The 18,118-nt window shown below is 68.2% G+C and carries 21 protein-coding genes; 10 read left to right on the plus strand and 11 right to left on the minus strand.

Annotated elements, in window-relative coordinates; genetic code table 11:
* Positions 1–22 precede the first annotated feature (22 nt).
* On the minus strand, positions 23–1,123 hold the full coding sequence (locus LGM56_RS30785; protein ID WP_039357959.1) for a saccharopine dehydrogenase family protein: 1,101 nt from the start codon (positions 1,121–1,123) through the stop codon (positions 23–25).
* A gap of 247 nt (positions 1,124–1,370) precedes the next feature.
* Between LGM56_RS30785 and LGM56_RS30790 the strand changes: the two genes are divergently transcribed.
* The 4 genes from LGM56_RS30790 (at position 1,371) to LGM56_RS30805 (ending at position 4,794) form a co-directional block, all read left to right on the plus strand.
* Positions 1,371–2,153, plus strand: a complete 783-nt coding sequence (locus LGM56_RS30790; RefSeq protein ID WP_226207645.1) for a hypothetical protein — start codon at positions 1,371–1,373, stop codon at positions 2,151–2,153.
* A gap of 47 nt (positions 2,154–2,200) precedes the next feature.
* A complete protein-coding gene (locus tag LGM56_RS30795) occupies positions 2,201–2,641 on the plus strand; it encodes a hypothetical protein (RefSeq protein ID WP_089494921.1) in 441 nt (146 codons plus the stop codon).
* A gap of 81 nt (positions 2,642–2,722) precedes the next feature.
* Positions 2,723–3,388, plus strand: a complete 666-nt coding sequence (locus LGM56_RS30800; RefSeq protein WP_089440160.1) for a response regulator transcription factor — start codon at positions 2,723–2,725, stop codon at positions 3,386–3,388.
* Positions 3,364–4,794 (plus strand): sensor histidine kinase, encoded by a 1,431-nt coding sequence (locus LGM56_RS30805; protein WP_226207646.1) that lies wholly within the window; start codon positions 3,364–3,366, stop codon positions 4,792–4,794. The genes LGM56_RS30800 and LGM56_RS30805 overlap by 25 nt, the downstream gene beginning before the upstream one ends.
* 3 nt (positions 4,795–4,797) lie before the next feature.
* On the opposite strand, the gene LGM56_RS30810 is transcribed toward LGM56_RS30805, so the two are convergent.
* Complete coding sequence (locus LGM56_RS30810; RefSeq protein ID WP_006481526.1) at positions 4,798–5,262, minus strand: Lrp/AsnC family transcriptional regulator; 465 nt, start codon at positions 5,260–5,262, stop codon at positions 4,798–4,800.
* 254 nt (positions 5,263–5,516) lie between these two features.
* Here LGM56_RS30810 and LGM56_RS30815 point away from each other — a divergent pair, with 254 nt between their 5' ends.
* Positions 5,517–6,068 (plus strand): Spy/CpxP family protein refolding chaperone, encoded by a 552-nt coding sequence (locus LGM56_RS30815; RefSeq protein ID WP_089494923.1) that lies wholly within the window; start codon positions 5,517–5,519, stop codon positions 6,066–6,068.
* Positions 6,069–6,203: 135 nt separating this feature from the next.
* The gene (locus tag LGM56_RS30820; protein WP_089494924.1) at positions 6,204–6,635 is read left to right on the plus strand and encodes a PGDYG domain-containing protein; all 432 of its coding nucleotides are present in this window, start codon (positions 6,204–6,206) and stop codon (positions 6,633–6,635) included.
* A gap of 33 nt (positions 6,636–6,668) precedes the next feature.
* Here the strand turns inward: LGM56_RS30820 and LGM56_RS30825 are convergent, their stop codons facing one another.
* The 9 genes from LGM56_RS30825 to LGM56_RS30865 all read right to left on the minus strand — a co-directional run bounded on the left by LGM56_RS30825 (position 6,669) and on the right by LGM56_RS30865 (position 15,183).
* Positions 6,669–7,031 carry a DUF3022 domain-containing protein gene (locus LGM56_RS30825; RefSeq protein WP_226207647.1) on the minus strand — a complete coding sequence of 121 codons (363 nt, stop codon included), beginning with the start codon at positions 7,029–7,031 and terminating at the stop codon, positions 6,669–6,671.
* Positions 7,032–7,044: 13 nt separating this feature from the next.
* On the minus strand, positions 7,045–7,836 hold the full coding sequence (locus tag LGM56_RS30830; RefSeq protein WP_226207648.1) for a YhfC family intramembrane metalloprotease: 792 nt from the start codon (positions 7,834–7,836) through the stop codon (positions 7,045–7,047).
* Positions 7,837–7,890: 54 nt separating this feature from the next.
* The gene (locus LGM56_RS30835; RefSeq protein WP_226207649.1) at positions 7,891–8,934 is read right to left on the minus strand and encodes a LacI family DNA-binding transcriptional regulator; all 1,044 of its coding nucleotides are present in this window, start codon (positions 8,932–8,934) and stop codon (positions 7,891–7,893) included.
* Between the two features lie 425 nt (positions 8,935–9,359).
* Positions 9,360–10,325, minus strand: a complete 966-nt coding sequence (locus LGM56_RS30840; RefSeq protein WP_089495296.1) for an NAD(P)-dependent oxidoreductase — start codon at positions 10,323–10,325, stop codon at positions 9,360–9,362.
* A gap of 5 nt (positions 10,326–10,330) precedes the next feature.
* A complete protein-coding gene (locus tag LGM56_RS30845) occupies positions 10,331–11,611 on the minus strand; it encodes an MFS transporter (protein ID WP_089494927.1) in 1,281 nt (426 codons plus the stop codon).
* 261 nt (positions 11,612–11,872) lie between these two features.
* Positions 11,873–12,865, minus strand: a complete 993-nt coding sequence (locus LGM56_RS30850; RefSeq protein ID WP_226207650.1) for a sugar kinase — start codon at positions 12,863–12,865, stop codon at positions 11,873–11,875.
* 28 nt (positions 12,866–12,893) lie between these two features.
* Positions 12,894–13,658: a sugar phosphate isomerase/epimerase gene (locus tag LGM56_RS30855; protein ID WP_226207651.1), complete on the minus strand. Its 765-nt coding sequence runs from the start codon at positions 13,656–13,658 to the stop codon at positions 12,894–12,896.
* 200 nt (positions 13,659–13,858) lie between these two features.
* Complete coding sequence (locus LGM56_RS30860) at positions 13,859–14,179, minus strand: aminotransferase class V-fold PLP-dependent enzyme (RefSeq protein WP_089494930.1); 321 nt, start codon at positions 14,177–14,179, stop codon at positions 13,859–13,861.
* Entirely contained in the window at positions 14,176–15,183 is a 1,008-nt protein-coding gene (locus LGM56_RS30865) for an iron-containing redox enzyme family protein (RefSeq protein WP_124583423.1), read from the minus strand. Before LGM56_RS30865 ends, LGM56_RS30860 begins: the two co-directional genes overlap by 4 nt.
* A gap of 350 nt (positions 15,184–15,533) precedes the next feature.
* On the opposite strand from LGM56_RS30865, the gene LGM56_RS30870 reads away from it, so the two are divergent.
* From LGM56_RS30870 to LGM56_RS30885, 4 genes are all read left to right on the plus strand, one after another.
* Entirely contained in the window at positions 15,534–15,740 is a 207-nt protein-coding gene (locus LGM56_RS30870) for a hypothetical protein (protein ID WP_226207652.1), read from the plus strand.
* A gap of 144 nt (positions 15,741–15,884) precedes the next feature.
* Entirely contained in the window at positions 15,885–16,064 is a 180-nt protein-coding gene (locus tag LGM56_RS30875; RefSeq protein WP_089494932.1) for a hypothetical protein, read from the plus strand.
* 76 nt (positions 16,065–16,140) lie between these two features.
* Positions 16,141–17,106 (plus strand): iron-containing redox enzyme family protein, encoded by a 966-nt coding sequence (locus LGM56_RS30880; protein ID WP_226207653.1) that lies wholly within the window; start codon positions 16,141–16,143, stop codon positions 17,104–17,106.
* A gap of 37 nt (positions 17,107–17,143) precedes the next feature.
* A complete protein-coding gene (locus tag LGM56_RS30885) occupies positions 17,144–18,112 on the plus strand; it encodes a hypothetical protein (RefSeq protein WP_226207654.1) in 969 nt (322 codons plus the stop codon).
* The last annotated feature ends 6 nt before the right edge of the window (positions 18,113–18,118 follow it).

Here is an 18,118-nt window from a genome sequence, read left to right on the forward strand (position 1 = left end):
CGTGCCAGAGGCTGACGGGTGGTCAGGCCACTTCGTGCACGCGCTCCATCGTGCCGCCTTCGTACAGCTTGCCGAAGCGGTTCGACAGGAACGCCTTCAGCGACACCTTTTCCTGCGGGATGAAACCGCTCTGCGGCAGCTTCTTTTCGCGGAACAGATCCAGCACCGCGCACATCGCGCCGGCCGTCGTGATCTGGATCGCGCTCATGTGCATCCCGCACACGTCCTTCGCGAAGATCTTGCGCGTGAACACGTCCTGCACCAGCTGGCCGTCCTTCACGCCCGTCACCGTGATGAACACGAGCACGACGTCCTGCTTCGTCGACGGCACCGCGCGGCGCATGATCGACTTCAGCGTGTCGCGGTCGGTCGACAGGCGCAGGTCTTCCAGCAGGAACTGCACGAGATCGCGGTGGCCCGGATAGCGCACCGACTTGTAGTCGAGCGTCTCGACCTTGCCCGACAGCGTCTCGCACAGCGTGCCGAGGCCGCCCGACGTGTTGAACGCTTCGTATTCGGTGCCGTCGAGCGAGAAGTGCTCGAGGCCTTCGAGCGGCTGCACCCACTGCTTGCGGCCGTCGCGGATCGCTTCGCACGGCTGGCAGTATTCGTTGATCAGGCCGTCGACGCTCCACGTCAGGTTGTACTTCAGCGCGTTGGTCGGATACTCGGGCAGCGCGCCGACGCGCATCTTCACGTCGCGCACTTCGCTGAAGCCGTTCACCAGCTCGTGTGCGGCGAGACCGATGAAGCCCGGTGCGAGGCCGCACTGCGGCATGAACGCACGGTCGGAGCCTTCGGCCAGTTCGCGGATCGCGTGGGTTGCGCGCACGTCTTCGGTCAGGTCGAAGTAGTGAACGCCGGCAGCCTTCGCGGCGGCGGCCACGTTGACCGCGAGGTAGTACGGCAGCGCGTTGACGAGCGCATCGAAGCCCTTCACGGCTTCGCGAATCGCGTTTGCATCGGCCGAATCGACCCGTTGCGTCGCGATGCCTTCGCGCGACAGCTTCGCAAGCGCATCCGCGTCACGGTCGAACGCGACGACTTCGTAGTCGCCCGTTTCACGCAGCATGTGAGCAATGGTGTGGCCGATCAGACCTGCGCCGACGATGGCGATTTTCATGCGCTTATCTCCTGATGATGGGTTGGTGTTGTGAACGGCGTTGAGCCATGAACACAGTGTAAGGACGCTCAAAATCAGTTCCAAGGCGAAGAATGATGCGAATCGACCGATAATTTCGACGTTTCGACGACACATTTCGTCTAAACGTCGAAATGACGTTTTTTCCCGCCGCCAGCCCCGCTATGGCTGGCCTAAGTCTTCCGTTTCAGACTGCATGCCGACCACCCGACTTCCAAGGAGGCATCGCATGCAATCCCTGCCCGCTCATCGCACGCCGCACTGGCTGAACAAGGTGCCCGACGTCGCGCTGTCGTTCTGGATCATCAAGATCATGTCGACCACCGTCGGCGAGACCGGCGCGGACTTTCTCGCGGTCAACGCGGGGCTCGGCCAGACCGTCACGCGCGTCGCGATGGCGTCGCTGCTCGCGATCGCGCTGTGGCTGCAGTTGCGCACGCGCCGCTACGTGCCGTGGATCTACTGGCTCACGGTGGTGCTGGTCAGCATCGTCGGCACGCAGATCACCGACCTGCTCACCGACGGCCTGAACGTCAGCCTCTATGCGAGCACCGCCGCGTTTGCCGTCGCGCTCGCCGCGATCTTCTTCGTGTGGCATCGCGTCGAAGGCACGCTGTCGATCGACACGATCGTCACGCCGCGGCGCGAGCTGTTCTACTGGTCGGCGATCCTTTGCACGTTCGCGCTGGGCACCGCCGCAGGCGATCTCGCGACCGAGGCGCTCGGGCTCGGCTTCACGCTCGGCGCGCTGTGCTTCGGCGGCCTGATCGCGGCCGTGTTCGTGATGTGGCGGCTCGGCGCCAATGCGGTACTGGCGTTCTGGATCGCGTACATCCTGACGCGCCCGTTCGGCGCATCGCTCGGCGACCTGCTCACGCAGGCCCGCACCTACGGCGGGCTCGGCTTCGGCGCCGCCTGGACGAGCCTGCTGTTCCTGACCGTGATCGTGCTGCTCGTCGCCGTCGCGCAGTTCGGCAGCGGCCCGCGCACGCAGGCCGGCACCGCCGAATGACGCCCTTTCCTTTCCGCGCTTTCCATTCATCGAATCGAGGACACGCCATGCGCATCCCCCATCCCGTTTCCCGTCTCGCCGTTGCCGTTGCCACGATTGCCCTGCTGAGCGCCGCCGCCGGCTGCTCGAAGCAGCAGGACGCGAACGCAGCGACGTCGGCGCCGGCCTCCGCCGCCGCATCGCCCGCGGCAGCCCACGCATCGAAGCTTGGCGACCTGTCGCAGTTCCGCACGATCGCCGTCGACGTGAACACGCTCGTCGCCAAGGGCGACCTGCCCGGCGCGAAAACGCGCATCAAGGATCTCGAGATCGCGTGGGACTCGGCCGAAGCCGGCCTCAAGCCGCGCGCCGCCGCCGACTGGCACATGGTCGATCAGGAGATCGACCGCGCACTCTCCGCGCTGCGCGCCGATCATCCAACCCAGGCCGATTCGGCCGCCGCGATGAAGAACCTGCTCGCGACGCTCGACCGGTTCAGCGGCAAATAAGGATCGCCGCGCGCCGCCGCACGTGACGCCCGTGCGGGAATCGCATACGCTGGCGGCGTTTGCGCCGCACGGAGAACACGCATGCGAATACTGCTCGTCGAAGACGACCCGATGATCGGCGAGGCCGTCCATGCCGCGCTGAAGGACGCGTCGTACGCCACCGACTGGGTCACCGACGGCGTGCGCGCATTGACCGCGTTCGCCGCGCAGCCCTACGACCTGGTCCTGCTCGATCTCGGCCTGCCCGGCCGCGACGGGCTCGACGTGCTGGCCGCCATCCGCGCGAAGGACGCAAGCGCGCCGCTGCTGATCGTCACCGCCCGCGACGGGCTCGACGATCGGCTGGCCGGCCTCGACGGCGGCGCCGACGACTACATCGTGAAGCCGTTCGAGATGGCCGAGCTGCTCGCGCGAATTCGCGTCGCGATCCGGCGCCGGGCCGGTTCGGCCGCGCCGCTGTTGAGCAACGGGATCGTGTCGCTCGACCCGGCGACGCGCGAGGCCGCCGTCGACGGGCACGCGCCGGTGCCGCTGTCGAATCGCGAGTTCGCGCTGCTGCGCGCGCTGCTGGTGCGCCCGGGCGCGATCCTGTCGCGGCGCGAGCTCGAGGATCGCCTGTACGGCTGGGGCGAGGAAGTCGAAAGCAATGCGGTCGAATTCCTGATCCATTCGCTGCGCCGCAAGCTCGGCAGCACCGTGATCAAGAACGTCAGGGGTGCGGGATGGATGGTTTCAAGAAGCGCCTGAGCGAGTCGATCGGCTTCCGGCTGTCGGTCGCGCTGTCGGCCGCGATCCTGGTCGTCGCGACGGCCGCGGCCGCGTTCGCGTTTTCATCGGCGTTCGACGAAGCGCACGAACTGCAGGACGACGTGCTGCGCGAGGTCGCGACGCTGCTCGACCGCGAGCACGCGTCGTCGCTCCATGCCGACGGCACCGGGCCCGCGCGCGAAAGCGACGAGCTGTCGCGCGTGTTCGTGCAGCCGCTCGGCAGTGCACCGCAACCGCAGCCGGGCAGCGACGGCACGCCGCGGCTCGCGCTGGCGCCGACGCTCGCCGACGGGCTGCATACGGTCGATGCCGGCGGCAGCACGTATCGCGTGATGGTTCGAACCTTCGCGAACGGCGAGCGCATCGCGGTCGCGCAGGAAGCCGGCATGCGCGACGATGTCGCACGCGAAAGCGCGTGGCGCACCGCATTGCCGCTGCTGATCCTCGTCCCGATCCTGCTGCTGCTCGTCGCCGATCTCGTGCGCAAGCTGTTCCGCCCGGTGGCCGCGCTGTCCGCCGGCATCGACGCCCGCGACGAGCACGACCTGCGCCCGGTGCCGGCCGAGCGCGTGCCGGTCGAGGTGCGGCCGTTCGTCGTCGCGATCAACCGGATGCTGGCGCGCGTCGCGCAGTCGGTCGCCGCGCAGCGCCGCTTCGTCGCCGATGCCGCGCACGAACTGCGCTCGCCGCTCACGGCGATGTCGCTGCAGGCCGAGCGCCTCGCCGAGGCCGACCTGCCGGACGATGCGCGCGCACGGCTCGCCGCGCTGCGCGGCGGGCTCGACCGCAGCCGCCACCTGATCGGGCAGCTGCTCGCGCTCGCGCGGGCGCAAAGCGCGCCGGCCCCGCCGCCCGGTGACGTGTCCGTCCATGCGATCTATCGACGCGTGCTGGAAGACCTGATGCCGCTCGCCGACGCGAAAACCCTCGACATCGGCATCGAGGACGGCCCGGACGCGCACGTGCCCGTCGACGAGCTCGAACTCGTGTCGCTCGTGATGAACCTGGTCGACAACGCCATCCGCTACACGCCGCCGGGCGGACGCGTGGACCTGTCGACGCAACGCACGGACACGCACGTGTGCGTGACGATCGCCGACACCGGGCCGGGCATCGCGCCGCACGAACGCGAACGTGTGTTCGACCCGTTCTACCGGGTGCCCGGCAACGCGCAGATCGGCTCCGGGCTCGGCCTGTCGATCGTGAAGATCGTCGCGGACCGGATGGGTGCCGACATTACGCTCGCCTATGCGGATGAAACGGAAGCGCGCGGTTTGCGCATCTCGGTGCGGATTCCGCTCGTGCGGCCGCCTGGCGCGGCGCAGCCCGACAGCCGGGCCGATACCCCGGCGCAACACGCACGACGCGACGCAGGCCGCGCATGAGCGTCAGCCGCCGATGGTCCCGCGATCGATCTTGCGCGACAGGATGATCGACGTCGTCGTGCGTTCGACGCCTTCGAGCGTGCCGATCTGGTCGAGCAGGTCGTTGAGCCGTTCGGGCGAATCGGCGCGCAGCCACGCGACGTAGTCGTACTCGCCGCTCACCGCGCACAGCAGTTGCACCTCGGGCATCCGGTCGAGCTTGCGCAACACGTCCTTGCCGAACTTCGGCGTGAGGATGATGCCGACGTACGCGTAAATGCTTGCATCGAGCACGTCCTGCCCGAGCCGGACGCTGTAGCCGGCGATCACGTTGGTGCGTTCGAGCCGCGCGATGCGGGCGACGACCGTCGTGCGCGCGACGTCGAGCTGGCGCGCGAGATCCGCGACGCTGGCACGCGCATCGGCCTGCAGCAGCGCGACGAGTTGCCGGTCGAGATCGTCGAGTTGGTCGAGGCGGGGTGGACGCATGAGGCTGGGCCGGGGCACGACGCGCCGGCTGAGTGGAAGGTGACGCGATGATAGCGCCGAACGCCGGCCCGCCCAAACGGCGCCGCCACGATCCGGCCGGATCCTTTCAATTTCGATTCGTATCGGATGTAAGCAAGTGTCGCATTCGCTGCTGCACCGCATTCAACGTGCTACTAATAGCTGGCGACGCGAGAAGCGCGCTTGCGGCACTCGCCGCCGCGCCCGCTCGCAAGACACCACCCGGAGAGCCAACCATGAAGAAAATCTCGCTCACCCTCGCTACGCTCGCCGTTGCAGCCAGCGCGTTCGCGCAAACCCCGGCGCAGCCGCAAGCGCCCGCCCAGGCCCCCGCAACGACGGCCGCGGCGTCGGCCCCGAGCGCCGAGCAGCGCGCGGCGCGCCACGAAGCGCGCGTCGAGCAGCGCATCAAATACCTGCACGACCAGCTGAAGATCACGTCGGCGCAGGAACCCCAGTGGAAGGCGTTCGCGGACACGATGCGCGATAACGGCGACACGATGGGCCGCCTCTATCGCGAGCGGATGGCGAAGCACGACGTCTCCGCACTCGACGACATGAAGCAGTACGCGGAACTGTCGCAGGCGAACGCCGACGGCGCGAAGAAGCTCGCCGACGCCTTCGCGCCGCTCTACGAGAGCTTCCCGGCCGACCAGAAGGCGCTGGCCGACACGACGTTCCGCAGCTGGCTGCACCACGGCAGCGAGCACCGCGGCAAGGGCAAGACGAAGGGCACGGATGGCAAGGCGGCAGCCGCGCCGGCCGCCAGCGCACCCGCGCAGCCCTGACGCCCGCCCTGCCGGCGCCGTACCGCCCGTCCGGGCCGAACGGCGCAGCGCCCCTCCAGGCGACCGGCGCGTCACACGACGCGCCGGATTCGGGATAAGCTCCCGGCTTTTACCGCTTTCCCGCCCTTTCCCGCCATGCTCGAACTCAAGCACCTCGACCTGCGTACCGATCCGCAGGCCCGTCGCGTCGTCAAGGACGAAACCGTCGCCGTTGCCTTCGCGGAGGCCGACGGCGAACTGATGAGCCTCGAAGGCCCGAACCGCTATGCGGCGGGCGACGCGCTGATCACGGGCTCGACCGGCGACCGCTGGGTCGTGTCGCGTGCGCGCTTCGACGCCAAATACCTGCCCGCCGATCCGGCACTCGCACACGGCGCACCGGGCGCCTACCGGAACCGGCCGGCCGTCGTGCTCGCGCGCCGGATGGACGAGCCGTTCACGATCGCCCGCTCGGAAAACGGCGACACGCTGCGTGGCGTCGCCGGCGACTGGGTGATGCAGTACGCGCCCGGCGACTACGGTGTCGTGCAGGCGCAGCGCTTCGCGCAGGTCTACCGCGACGCGTAATGCAGCGCGCCGGCATGGCGCCGGCGCGAACGGTCACGCAAAGTCTTCGTCGAGTACGAGTTCCGCGTCGCGCTCCACGGCCTCGCCGGCCGCGTGACGCTCCTCGAGCGACCCGAGCATCGCTTCCGTATACGCATGCAGCACCGCATGGCTGCGCGCCCGTTGCATCGGCTTGAGCGCCAGGTAGCGCGCGAGCGCGGCCGGCACGAAGCGGATATCGAGCGTCATCCGCTTCGGCGCCGAGCCGAAACGCATCGCGAGCCACTGCACGGACAGGAACCGCCCGCGTGCGTCGCTGCTTTCGGCGAAACGCGTCTGCTCCGGAAAGAGATCGCAGATCACGCGTGCGAGCGCGTCGAATTCCGCGCTCTGGCATTCGATCAGATAGTCATCCATCCCGTCTCTCCCGTCAGGCTGCCGATTGCGACGGCCGGCATGCCTTCACCAGCACGACGACCAGGATCGCGGCGAGCACGAAATACGCGGCCTCGACCCCGGCGGCCGGCAGCACGCGCACCTGGTACAGCAACGCCGGCGCGGCCGCGAGCGCGTGCAGCACGATCGCGAGCGGCAACACGCCCCCGCGGCCGGCGCGCACGCCACGCCAGACCAGCACCGACAGCGCGAGCTGCAGCACGAATGCCGTGCATCGTTCGAGCAGCAACAGCAGCATCGACTGCGCCGACAGCGTCGCGAGCATCACGTGCAGGCGCACGACGGTATCGCCCGGCAGGTCGGCGAGCTGCGTCTCGAGCTGGCCGCGGCTCGCGAGCCACGCGAGATACGACCACTGGCCCCACACGAGTACGCCGACGAACCATGCTTCGGCGCCACCGTGACCGATCCCGTAGCCGATTCCGCGGCTGTCGCCGGCCGACGACGGGCCGTAGCGGCGATTCAGGAAACGCATCCCGAGATAGCGGCCGGCTTCCTCGAACACGGCGGTCGCGAGCGCGCTGTACGCGACGAACGCGAGCGGCTGCGTGAGCCAGCCATCCGGCGGCGTCTGGCTCAGCACGAGCCCGTGGAACGCGCGTTCGAGGATCATCGCGAACAGCGTGAAGACGGCCACGCCGACGATCGTGTCGCGGCGGTTCAGCGCCAGCGGCTTGCGCAGGAGTCGGTAGAGGACGAGCGGCAGGAGCGCGATGATCAGCGTGGCGGCGATCAGCACCGCCAGCGTGACGGGAGCGACAGTCATGTATTTCCTTGTTCGGGGCAGCGCACCTGACGCGCTGCGTGCCCCGAATGATACTCAGCTTGCGGTCGACGCGCGCGCAACCAGCTCGCCCGGCAACAGCGAGACGCGTACGTCGCCCGCCGCGCCGTCGATCCGCTCGTGCACGAATTCGACGGCCTTGTAGCCGATTTCGTAGGTCGGCTGGCGGATTGTCGTGATCCCGATCAGCTCGGCCCATTCCGGATCGTCGATCGACAGCAACGCCGCCCGCTGCTGCCATGCGGTGCCGAAACGCGCGCGCAGGTGGCGCGCGATCGCGAGTGCGACCGGCGCGTTCGCGGCGAACAGCACCGCGCGCACGCCACGCCGTGCCGCGTCGTCGATGCGGGCATCGATGTCGGCCAGCGCCGCCGTGACCGCGTCGGGCGCGTCCAGATCGAGCACGACCGTCGACGGCACCGTCAGCCCGCGCGCCGCCAGTGCCGTGCGGAACGCGGCCTCGCGCAGGCGCCGCGAGCTGACGCGCTCGAACGGCTGCACGACGAAATGGATCGCGTCGAAGCCGTGTTCGACCAGGTGCGCGAGTGCCGTCTCGATCGCGTCGGCGTTGTCGAGGCCGATCAGGTCGGCCTCGAAGCCTTCGACCGTGCGGTCGACGAGCACGGCCGGGATGCCGGCGCCGCGCAGCGGGCGCAGCACGTCCTCGTCGGCGCCGAGCGCGTTGACGATCAGCCCTTCGACGCGGTAGGTCGTGAGCAGCTGCAGGAAACGGCGCTCCATCTCGACTTCGTTTGCCGCGTGGCAGATCAGCGGCATGTAGCCGAGCGCGTGGCACGCGGCCTCAACGCCCTGGAGCACTTCGACGGTATAGGGATTGGTCAGGTCGGCCGCGAGCATGCCGAGCAGGCGGTTGCGGCCGCGCTTGAGCCCGCGCGCCATCTGGTTCGGCCGGTAGTTGAGCCGCGCGATCGCCGCTTCGATCCGCTGGCGCAGATCGGTGGACAGCACATGCGTCTCGCCGTTCAGGTAGCGCGACACACTGGTCTTGCCCGTGCCGGCCTCGCGCGCGACATCGCTGATCGTCGCCGGACGCGTCGTGGTTGGTTGCGAATCGGTCACTGTCGTGCCTCGCGACGTACGATCCGCGCCGCTTCGTGAGCAGACGGACCTTTGTTGTTGGAAACGTAAGCCACCCGGTGGAATCTCCCTGTCGGTCAGCGTTGGCGCTTTAGCGCTTACGCTGACCCCATGCTTCGCGGTCGGTCAGCGTTAGCCCTTCAGCGCTTACGCCGCCCCCCCTGCTTCGCGATGATCAGCGCCGGCGCGTCGGCATCCGCCCCAGTCACCTGCAACAGCAGTCGGCCGCACCGGATCTGGCGCGGATACCCGTCGCGAAACGCCGCCGGCAGCATTGCCGGGCGCGTCGATACGACGCGCGGGGATCATAACGCAGCCAGCCCTCCGGCACCAAGACCATCGACTCTAACGAAGCCGGCGCCCCGCCGGCCGGGGGTCGGCCGGGGTCGCCCCGCTACCGCCGCGGCTCAAGCGCGTGCGCGCGCGTCCGGATTGACGAGATTCGTGCGCAGCGTGCCGGCCAGCGCGCCGACCAGGTTTTCCGCGGCGCAGCGCGCCATCGCGTGGCGCGTCTCGTGCGTCGCCGAGCCGATATGCGGCAGCGCGACGACGTTCTTCATCTGCAACAACGGCGAATCCGCCGCCAGCGGCTCCTTCTCGAACACGTCGAGCCCCGCGCCGCGGATCGTGCCCGCGCGCAGCGCATCGATCAGCGCTGCTTCGTCGACTACCGGCCCGCGCGACGCGTTGATCAGGATCGCACCGCGCTTCATCTTCGCGAATTCGGCCGCACCGATCAGGTGGTGTGTTTCCGGCGACAGCGGCACCTGCAGGCACACGAAATCCGCTTGCGCGAGCAGTTCGTCGAGCGTGACGCGCCGCGCGCCGTACTGTGACTCGGCTTGCGCATGCGCGGAGCGGTTCGCGTACAGCACCTGCATCCGGAAGCCGAGCGCCGCGCGGCGCGCGACCGCGCCGCCGATCCGCCCGAGTCCGACGATGCCGAGCGTCTTGCCCTGCACGTCGGTGCCGTACAGGTCGGGGCCGATGCTGCGATGCCAGTGGCCGGCCTTCACCCACTCGGCCAGCTCGACCACGCGTCGCGCGGACGCGAGGATCAGCGAGAACACCGTATCGGCGGTCGATTCGGTCAGCACGTCCGGCGTATGCGCGAGCACGATCCCGCGCCGCGTGAGATCCGCGACGTCGAAGTTGTCGTAGCCCACCGAGATCGTCGACCACGCTTTCAGCCGCGGTGCGCGGTCGAGCATCTGCGGCGTGACCTTCAGGCTCGCGCCGATCGCGCCGTCCGCGTCGCGGAGCGCATCGGCGAGGGCGGCGGCGCCGTCGGCCGGCACGACGTCCGCATGCTCGCGCAGGTACGCGAGGACGTCATCGGGCAGCGGCTTGTACGCGACGATACGGGGCTTCATCGGATTCATTTTCCTTGCAGCGGCGTCGCGAGCGGATGCGTATCGCGCGCCTGGGGTTTGACGGACAGCGTGAGGATCACCGCGGCGACGAGCGCGGCGCTCATGAACGCGTACGACGCGACGGGCGAGCCGGTCGCCCCGTTCAGGTAGCCGACGAAGTACGAGCCGACGAACGAACCGAGCGCGCCCATGCTGTTGATCAGCGCCATCGCGCCGCCGGCGACGTTCTTCGGCAGCAGTTCCGGCACGATCGCGAAGAACGGGCCGTACGGCGCGTACATCGCGGCGCCGGCCACGACCAGCAGCGCATACGAGATCCAGAAGTGCGACGAGCCGAGTGCGTACGATGCGGCGAACGCAGCCGCGCCGATCAGCAGGAACGGCCACACGAAACCGCGGCGGGAGCCGACCTTGTCGGACGCCCACGACGCGGCAATCATCGCGATCGTCGCGGCGAGGTACGGCAGCGCCGACAACCAGCCGGTCGCGACCATCCCGAGGTCGGAGCCGTTCTTGACGATCGACGGCAGCCACAGCACGAAGCCGTACACGCCGATGCTCCAGCAGAAATACTGTGCGCACAGCTTGATCACGGCCGGCGAGCGGAACGCTTCGCCATAGTTGCGCACGGGCTTGATCGTTGCCTGCTCGGCCGCGAGCGCGGCGTCGAGGTCGCGCTTTTCCTGCGCGTTGAGCCACGGCGAATCGGCCGGCTTGTCCTGCACGAGGAACCACCAGCACACGGCCCAGAGCACGGCCGGCACGCCTTCGGCGATGAACATGTGGCGCCAGCCAAATTCGTGCACGAGATAGCCCGACACGATCGACATCCACAGCACGGTGACCGGGTTGCCGAGGATCAGGAACGTGTTCGCGCGCGAGCGTTCGTTCTTCGTGAACCAGTTGCTGATGTAGATCAGCATCGCCGGCATCACGGCCGCCTCGACGACGCCGAGCACGAAGCGGATCGCCATCAGCGACGGGATGTTGCTGACCACGCCCGTGAGCGCCGCGCACGCGCCCCACAGGATCAGGCTGACGAACACGAGCTTCTTCACGCTGCGGCGTTCCGCATAGATCGCGCCGGGAATCTGGAAGAAGAAATAGCCGAGGAAGAACAGCGCGCCGATCAGCGACGACAGGCCCTTGCTGATCCCGAGGTCCTGGTTGATGCCGGCCGCGGCCGCGAAGCCGTAGTTCGCGCGGTCGAGGTAGGCGAGGCTGTACGTGATGAAGACGATCGGCATGATCGTCCACCAGCGGCGGGCAGCGAGTGTGTTGGCCATCAGAATGTCTCCTGTGTCGATCCACGTTAGCGCTTTAGCGCTTACGTGGATCCCATGCTTCGCGGTCGATCCACGTTAGCGCTTTAGTGCTTACGTGGATCCCATGCTTCGCGGTCGGCCGAAGTTAGCGCTTTTGCGCTTATTCCGGCCCCACGCTTCGCAGTCGACCAGAACAAACGCTTTAGCGCTTACTCCGGCCCCGTACCTTGCCGTGCGCCTGCACGACGAAATGAGTCCGCGGATTGTGCCGTGTCCGGCCTCTCATTGCGCGGTGAAGCTTTCCTCTAAGCGATCGGTGCGATTGCTGACGTTTTCGAATCGATCGAGCGCGGCGCGGGTCGGCAACCCTTCCGAGTCGCCGATCACCTGGATCGCGAGCGCACCGATCCGGTTGCCGCGCGCCACCGCCTGCTCGACCGTCCTGCCCTCCAGCAGCGCGCTGACCACGCCGACCGCGAAGCCGTCGCCGGCGCCGACCGTATCGACGACGTTCTGCACGCGCACGCCCGCCACGGTTCCGTCACGGCCGTCGGCCATCCGGTAGTACGCGCCTTCCGCACCGAGCTTGATCACGACACCGCGCGCGCCCTGTGCAAGATAGAAGCCCGCGATGTCGGCCGGCGTGTCGTGCCCGGTCAGTTGCCGCCCTTCGGCGATGCCCGGCAACACCCAGTCCGCGAGCGACGCGAGCGCGTTCAGCGTCTTCGCCATCACGTCGGCGGACGGCCACAGCGTCGGGCGCAGGTTCGGGTCGAACGAGATCGTCTTGCCGGCCGCGCGCATTTCGCGCGCGAGCTTGAACGCGAGCTCGCACGACGTCGCGGAGATCGCCGGCGCGACGCCCGTCAGGTGCAGGTGGCGCGCGCCGAGCACGTAGTCGGCCACGTAGTCGTCGCACGACAGGTGGCTCGCGGCCGAGCCCTTGCGGAAATATTCGACGGTCGGGTCGCTGCCGTCGTCGTTGCGCGACTTGAGCTGGAAACCGGTCGGGTAACGCGGATCGACGCTCACGCACGACGCGTCGATGCCCTCGCGCGCCAGCGTGTCGAGCACGTAGCCGCCGAACGAATCGCGGCCGACACGGCTCATCCAGCCGACCCGGAAGCCGAGCCGCGACAGGCCGATCGCGACGTTCAGGTCGGCGCCCGCGACCCGCTTCGTGAACTGCGTCGCGTGCGCGAGATGGCCGGGCTCGGTCGCGACGAACATCGCCATCGCTTCGCCGTAGGTCACGACATCGAGTGCTGCTTTCATGAATGTACTCTCCAGGATCCTTCCGCCGTCACGCCGTGGCGAGCCACGCAACGCGCCGGCATGCATCGCCCGCCAGGTCGGCCGCGTCGAACGGGAACTCGATGCCGCGCGGCGCGTGTTGCGGCAGCACCGCGAGCACGCCGGTCACGAGCGGGTCGTTCGGGGCCGGCGCGGTGGCGAAACGGCGCGCGCCCTCGCCCGCGACTGCCTTGCAGTGAATGTATTCCACATGCGGCGCGAGCACTTGCGCGCAATCAAGCGGCGCTTCGCCCGGCCACTGCCAGTTGCCGATGTCGAACGTCATCCCGAGCGCATCGGGCATGCCCGCCGCGGCCAGTGCGTCGAACAGCCCGCGGAACTGCGCGAGCGCGCCGCCGGCCGGAAGCTGACCGTTCTCGACCACCACGCGGGCCCGCGCGCCGCGCGACAGCGCGACGATCTCGGCCGCGTGCGCGTCGCCGGCGAAGCCGCCGAGCTGGAATTTCACGAAGCGCGCGCCGAGCGCGTCGGCTTCCGCGAGCGCGCCGCCCAATGCGTCCGCATCGAGCGCGCCCGCTTCCGTGTACAGGTTGGCCGGCGTCGAATAGACCGACCACAACCCGTGGCTGGCCAGTTGCGCGCCAAGCGCGGCCAGCGCGCCGGGCGCAGTGTCGTCTTCCGACGCGAACAGTTCGCGCCGCACCTCGAAACCGGTCGCACCGGATGCCGCCGCGGTCGCGACGAATGCACGGTGGCCCTCCTGTCGCACCCGGTCCATCCCGAATGCGCTCGCCACGATCACGATGTCTGCCATATTGCCCTTCTATTTCCGGAATGGAACCGGTTCCATTCATTTGAGACGGATGGTGCGCCTCGGGCCGGGTCCGCACCATAGTGGAAATCCCTAGGGCCTGTTCATCGCGGGACGGCCGGCGCCATCACGCTGCGTGGCCGCCGCGGACTGGATCGACGGATACTCGACCGCGCGCACGATGATCCGCCGGGCCGGTGTAGTCATGGCGAAGGCCCGGCGCGCGCGTTGTCCGACCACGCGAAGCCGGCAAGCGCGAGGTTGTTCGCTTCGGTCGCGCCGCTCGTGAACACGATCCATTCGGGCGTGACGCCGACGCGTGCCGCGACGGCCGCCCGCGCGCCGTCGAGCGCATCGCGCGCGAGCCGCCCCTGCCGGTGCGACGCCGACGGGTTGCCGTACACGCCGCGCCAGTACGGCGCCATCGCATCGATCACTTCCGGCGCGACGGGTGTGCGCGCATTGAAGTCGAGGTCGACGAACCGTTCGCCCGCGCCCCGCCCTGTCGCGTCGGCCCCGCTCATAGCGAGAAGAAGTCGACCTTCAGCCGCGGCACGTAGTTCGACATGTCGGTGTAGTACTGGATCACCTGGTCATGGAACTGATCGAACGCGTGCTTCACGTCGTGCATGTGATTGATCGCGACGTGCGCGGCGTCGGCCGACACGTCGGGCGTGCGCGCGAGCGCCTGCTCCAGCAGGCCCGCATGGCCCGCGCCGACGTCGATGCGCATATGGCGCATCAGGCCGTCGAACACGTCCGCGTCGAGCCCGGCGGCGCGCGCGATCTCGCCCCACGCGCCGCGCGCGCCGGCCTCGTCCTCCGGGCTCGCCTCGATCAGCTTCAGGCAGCACAGGTAACCGAGCGACGACGCGCGGCCGACCTCGCACAGCATGTTCACGAGCGACAGCGTACCGATCACGGGATGCGCGTCGCGGATCTGCTCGCGCGGGATGCCGAGCTTCTCGACCGATGCGGCGATCAGCCCGTGATGCGCGTACTCGTCGGCCAGGTAGCCGCACAGCAGCTCGGCCGTCGCCTGGTCGCGGCAGTGCGCGATCGCCGCGCCGACGTGACGCGGCGCGAGCCGCACGAAGTGGTAGGTCTCGAGCAGCAGCCCGGCGATCAGGTCGCGGCCGGCCTCGCCCCGCTCGAGCATGCCGAACAGCCGGTGATAGCCGATCTGCGCGCGCCACATTCGGGCACTGCGCTCGACCCGCTCGAGAAAGTCCGCCGCGGCGATCGTGGCGGCCGGCCGTTCGCGGCGCAGCAGGCCGAGTTCGTCCAGTTGCCCGACGATCGTCCGCACGCTGCCGAACGACACGTCCGAGCGCTGCGCGATGTCCTCGAGCGTGTGCCGCCCGTCCAGGTAGCGCTTCATGCGCAGGAACGCGTCGCGCGTGCCCTGCACCTGCTCGAGCTCGAAGCGCTCGTCGCCCACGATCATTGCCAGCCGCTCGCCGGCCAGCGCGACGAGCGTGCAATGCCGCAGCCTCGGCCGCGCGCCGGTTTCCGTCGTCTCGCCCATGTCTTGGTCTCCTGGTTCGCTCGACCACCCGTCGATGCATTTTTCGAAACGATCGACGCATGTGCTGATTCAGGGAAAATAATCGCACATGCCATTAAATCGATCTTGAATCGCGCAAACGTTGTACTAGATTATCTCCAGGATTCCGGTAATTCAAGAAATCCGCAGATGCTTAAAATAACTTTCACTTTTACAAGAAGATAAAACGGGGCTCCATTCCAGCGAATCATTCCACCATATTTGAAGATCGGAGATGCCGCCGCTCCGGTGCCGCCTTGGCCGCGGCATGGCTGCGTGCCGCGCTAATGGCGGCTGGGCGCTTGCGCCCGTTCTCATCGTCGGAGGTTGCTATGAGTGAACCGCTTACTGTCATCGTGCCGCGAGGCACCAAGGTCGCCGTCAAGGAGGTCGACGCGTTGCAGACCGTCGACCCGCGCGCCGGCGCCGATCGCCACGCGCTGATCGTCGGCGGCGCGGATCTCAAGGTCGCGATCGCGAAACAGGCGGACGGCTTGCCGCTTTCGGCACGGGCCGCATTCATGACCATGTGCGGATGAATATCGACCAATTAATCATCCGCACAACGGATGAAAGGAAATAAACCAGACATTCTCATTTCGTTCCGGATTTCGCTGCAAATTCTCCAGCCCGATTATTCGAATCAGGCTGGATGCCCTTTCATTTTTCAAACGGTGATCGATATGGCAAATACTCAGCAGGCAACGGTTCATGAAGTGAAAAACGCCGAACCGGGCAAGAACGTGTTCGACGGCCACAAGGTGGATCTCTACATCAATACGGGCACGCTCGGCGGCAAGCACTACCTTGTCACCGTCAACAAGCCCGATGGCACGCCGACGCTGATCGCGATCCACCTGTAATCGCCGCCGCACCGGTTCAGCCAGTTGCGGGGCGAGCCGCACGCCCGCCCCGCGCGCCCACTTCGGGAGCCTCATCATGGAACGGATCGAATCGCCCGCGCCCCGCCCGCGGCTGGTGGCGCCCGTGGCGCTGCGGCACGTCGACGCGCTGCCCGGCAGCCCGCATGCCGCCGTCGCGCTGGCCCGCACGCTTGACCAGTTCGACGGCCGCCACGATCTCGACGAGATCGCGCGCGACGAGCCCGAGCTGCCGCGCGCGCTGCTCGACGAACTGGTCGGCACGCTCGACGAGGCCGGCCTGATCGACGACGACGCGCCGGTCGCGAGCCGCGCGGGCTCGGAAGTGATCCTCGAGATCGAGGATCTCGTCGAGCAGTACTGCGAGCAGACGCTCTACCGCAATCCGTTCTGGCGCGCGTGCCTCGACACGCGCTCGCCGGGCGACCTGCCCGAACGGCTCGCGATCGGCATGGTGATCGAGAACTGGCACTTCCTGTTCCGCGAAAGCTATTTCGATGCGCCCGTGCTGTCCTACGTGCCGAGCACGCCGGTGCGACTGACGCTCAACCGTTTCTTCTCCGAGGAGTACGGGCACGACGAGATCCTGCTGCGCGCACTGAATTTCGCGGGGCTGAGCCGCGCCGACATGCTCGATGCGATCCCGCTGCCCGAGACGATGGGGCTGTGCAACGCGCTCGCGTACTGGTCGCACAGCGATCCGCTGTTCTTCTTCACGACGCTCGGCCTGCTCGAAGGCCAGGGCATGCAGCACGACAGCTTCATCCAGGCGTGCGAGCGCGCGCAACTGCCCGACGGGCTCGTCGGCCCGCTCAAGACACACGCGAACATCAACCTCAACGCCGCGCACGGCAGCCTGACACGCGCGATCTTCCAGGACGTCCCGGTGCTCGACGCCGCCACCGTCGCGCGCGTGAAGGCCCAGCTGCGGCTGTTCGTCGAGCTCTACGACGACTTCTACACGGCCGTCTGGCATTACTACACTTCCGACGCGCCGCTGCTGCGGCGCGTGTCCGACCTGTGAGGCGACCACCATGGACAGCTCGCTAGCAGCTCCTGCGATGCCGAAATTCCGCGGCATCGTCACCTCGCAGCTCACGGATACCAACGCCGTGCTGTGTGCCGGCGTCCGGCAGTGCACGTTCCGCTTCGCGCCGGACGAGGCGACCGACGTCGCACGCCTGATCGGCGACCTGCACGTGGGCGGCCTGACGCCCGAGGAACTGGCCACGCGCTCGCGCCGCATCGCCGACAAGATTCCGCCTCTGCTCGCCGATTTCAACGCGCTGCGCCTGCTGATCGAATCGGATCCGCGCCGCGCCGCGGTCGCGACGAGCGGCGCGCAGCTGTACCGCGACATCCGCCGGATCGCGGATCGCACCGCCGCGCGCAGCGCGCGCTCGGCATTCCTGCGCGCGCTGGTCGAACAGCGCGCGACACGCCGCCAGCTGATCGGCTATGCCCTCGAGTATTACTGGATCGTGCGCGCGGCGCCGGGGCTGATCGGCCCCGCGCTCGGCTGGGCCGCCAGTACCGCGGAGCGCACGCTGCTGCAGGACTTCCTGAAATCGGAGCTCGGCCACGACCGGTTTCTCGCGGCGGCGCTGAAGGCCGCGGGGCTCGCCGATGCCGAGATCGAGCAGCACCAGCCGCTGCCCGCGACGTTTTCGCTCGCGGCCGCGCTCGGCGTGCACGCGCGCCAGCATCCGCTGTCGTTCAAGGCGAGCCTGTTCCTGTTCGAGCGCGCGCAGCCCGCGTTCATCGACGCGTTCGACGCGCGCTGCGTCGCACTCGGCCTGCCCGAAGGGTTCTACCGGCCGCTGCGCGCACACGCGGACCTGAACGACACGTACCGGCACGAGGACATCTCGCGGCAGTTGATGGCGCTCGACACCGCGATCGATCCCGAAGCCTGCACCGTCACCAAACGCAACGTCTCGCTGATGGTCGAGACGCTGGTGCGCCAGGAACACACCATCCTCGCCTACTACGCAGACGACAGCGCGCCGCTGCCGCGCATCTTCCACTGAGGGCCG

This window comes from Burkholderia sp. AU38729, assembly GCF_020419725.1.
In the GTDB taxonomy this organism is placed as follows: domain Bacteria; phylum Pseudomonadota; class Gammaproteobacteria; order Burkholderiales; family Burkholderiaceae; genus Burkholderia.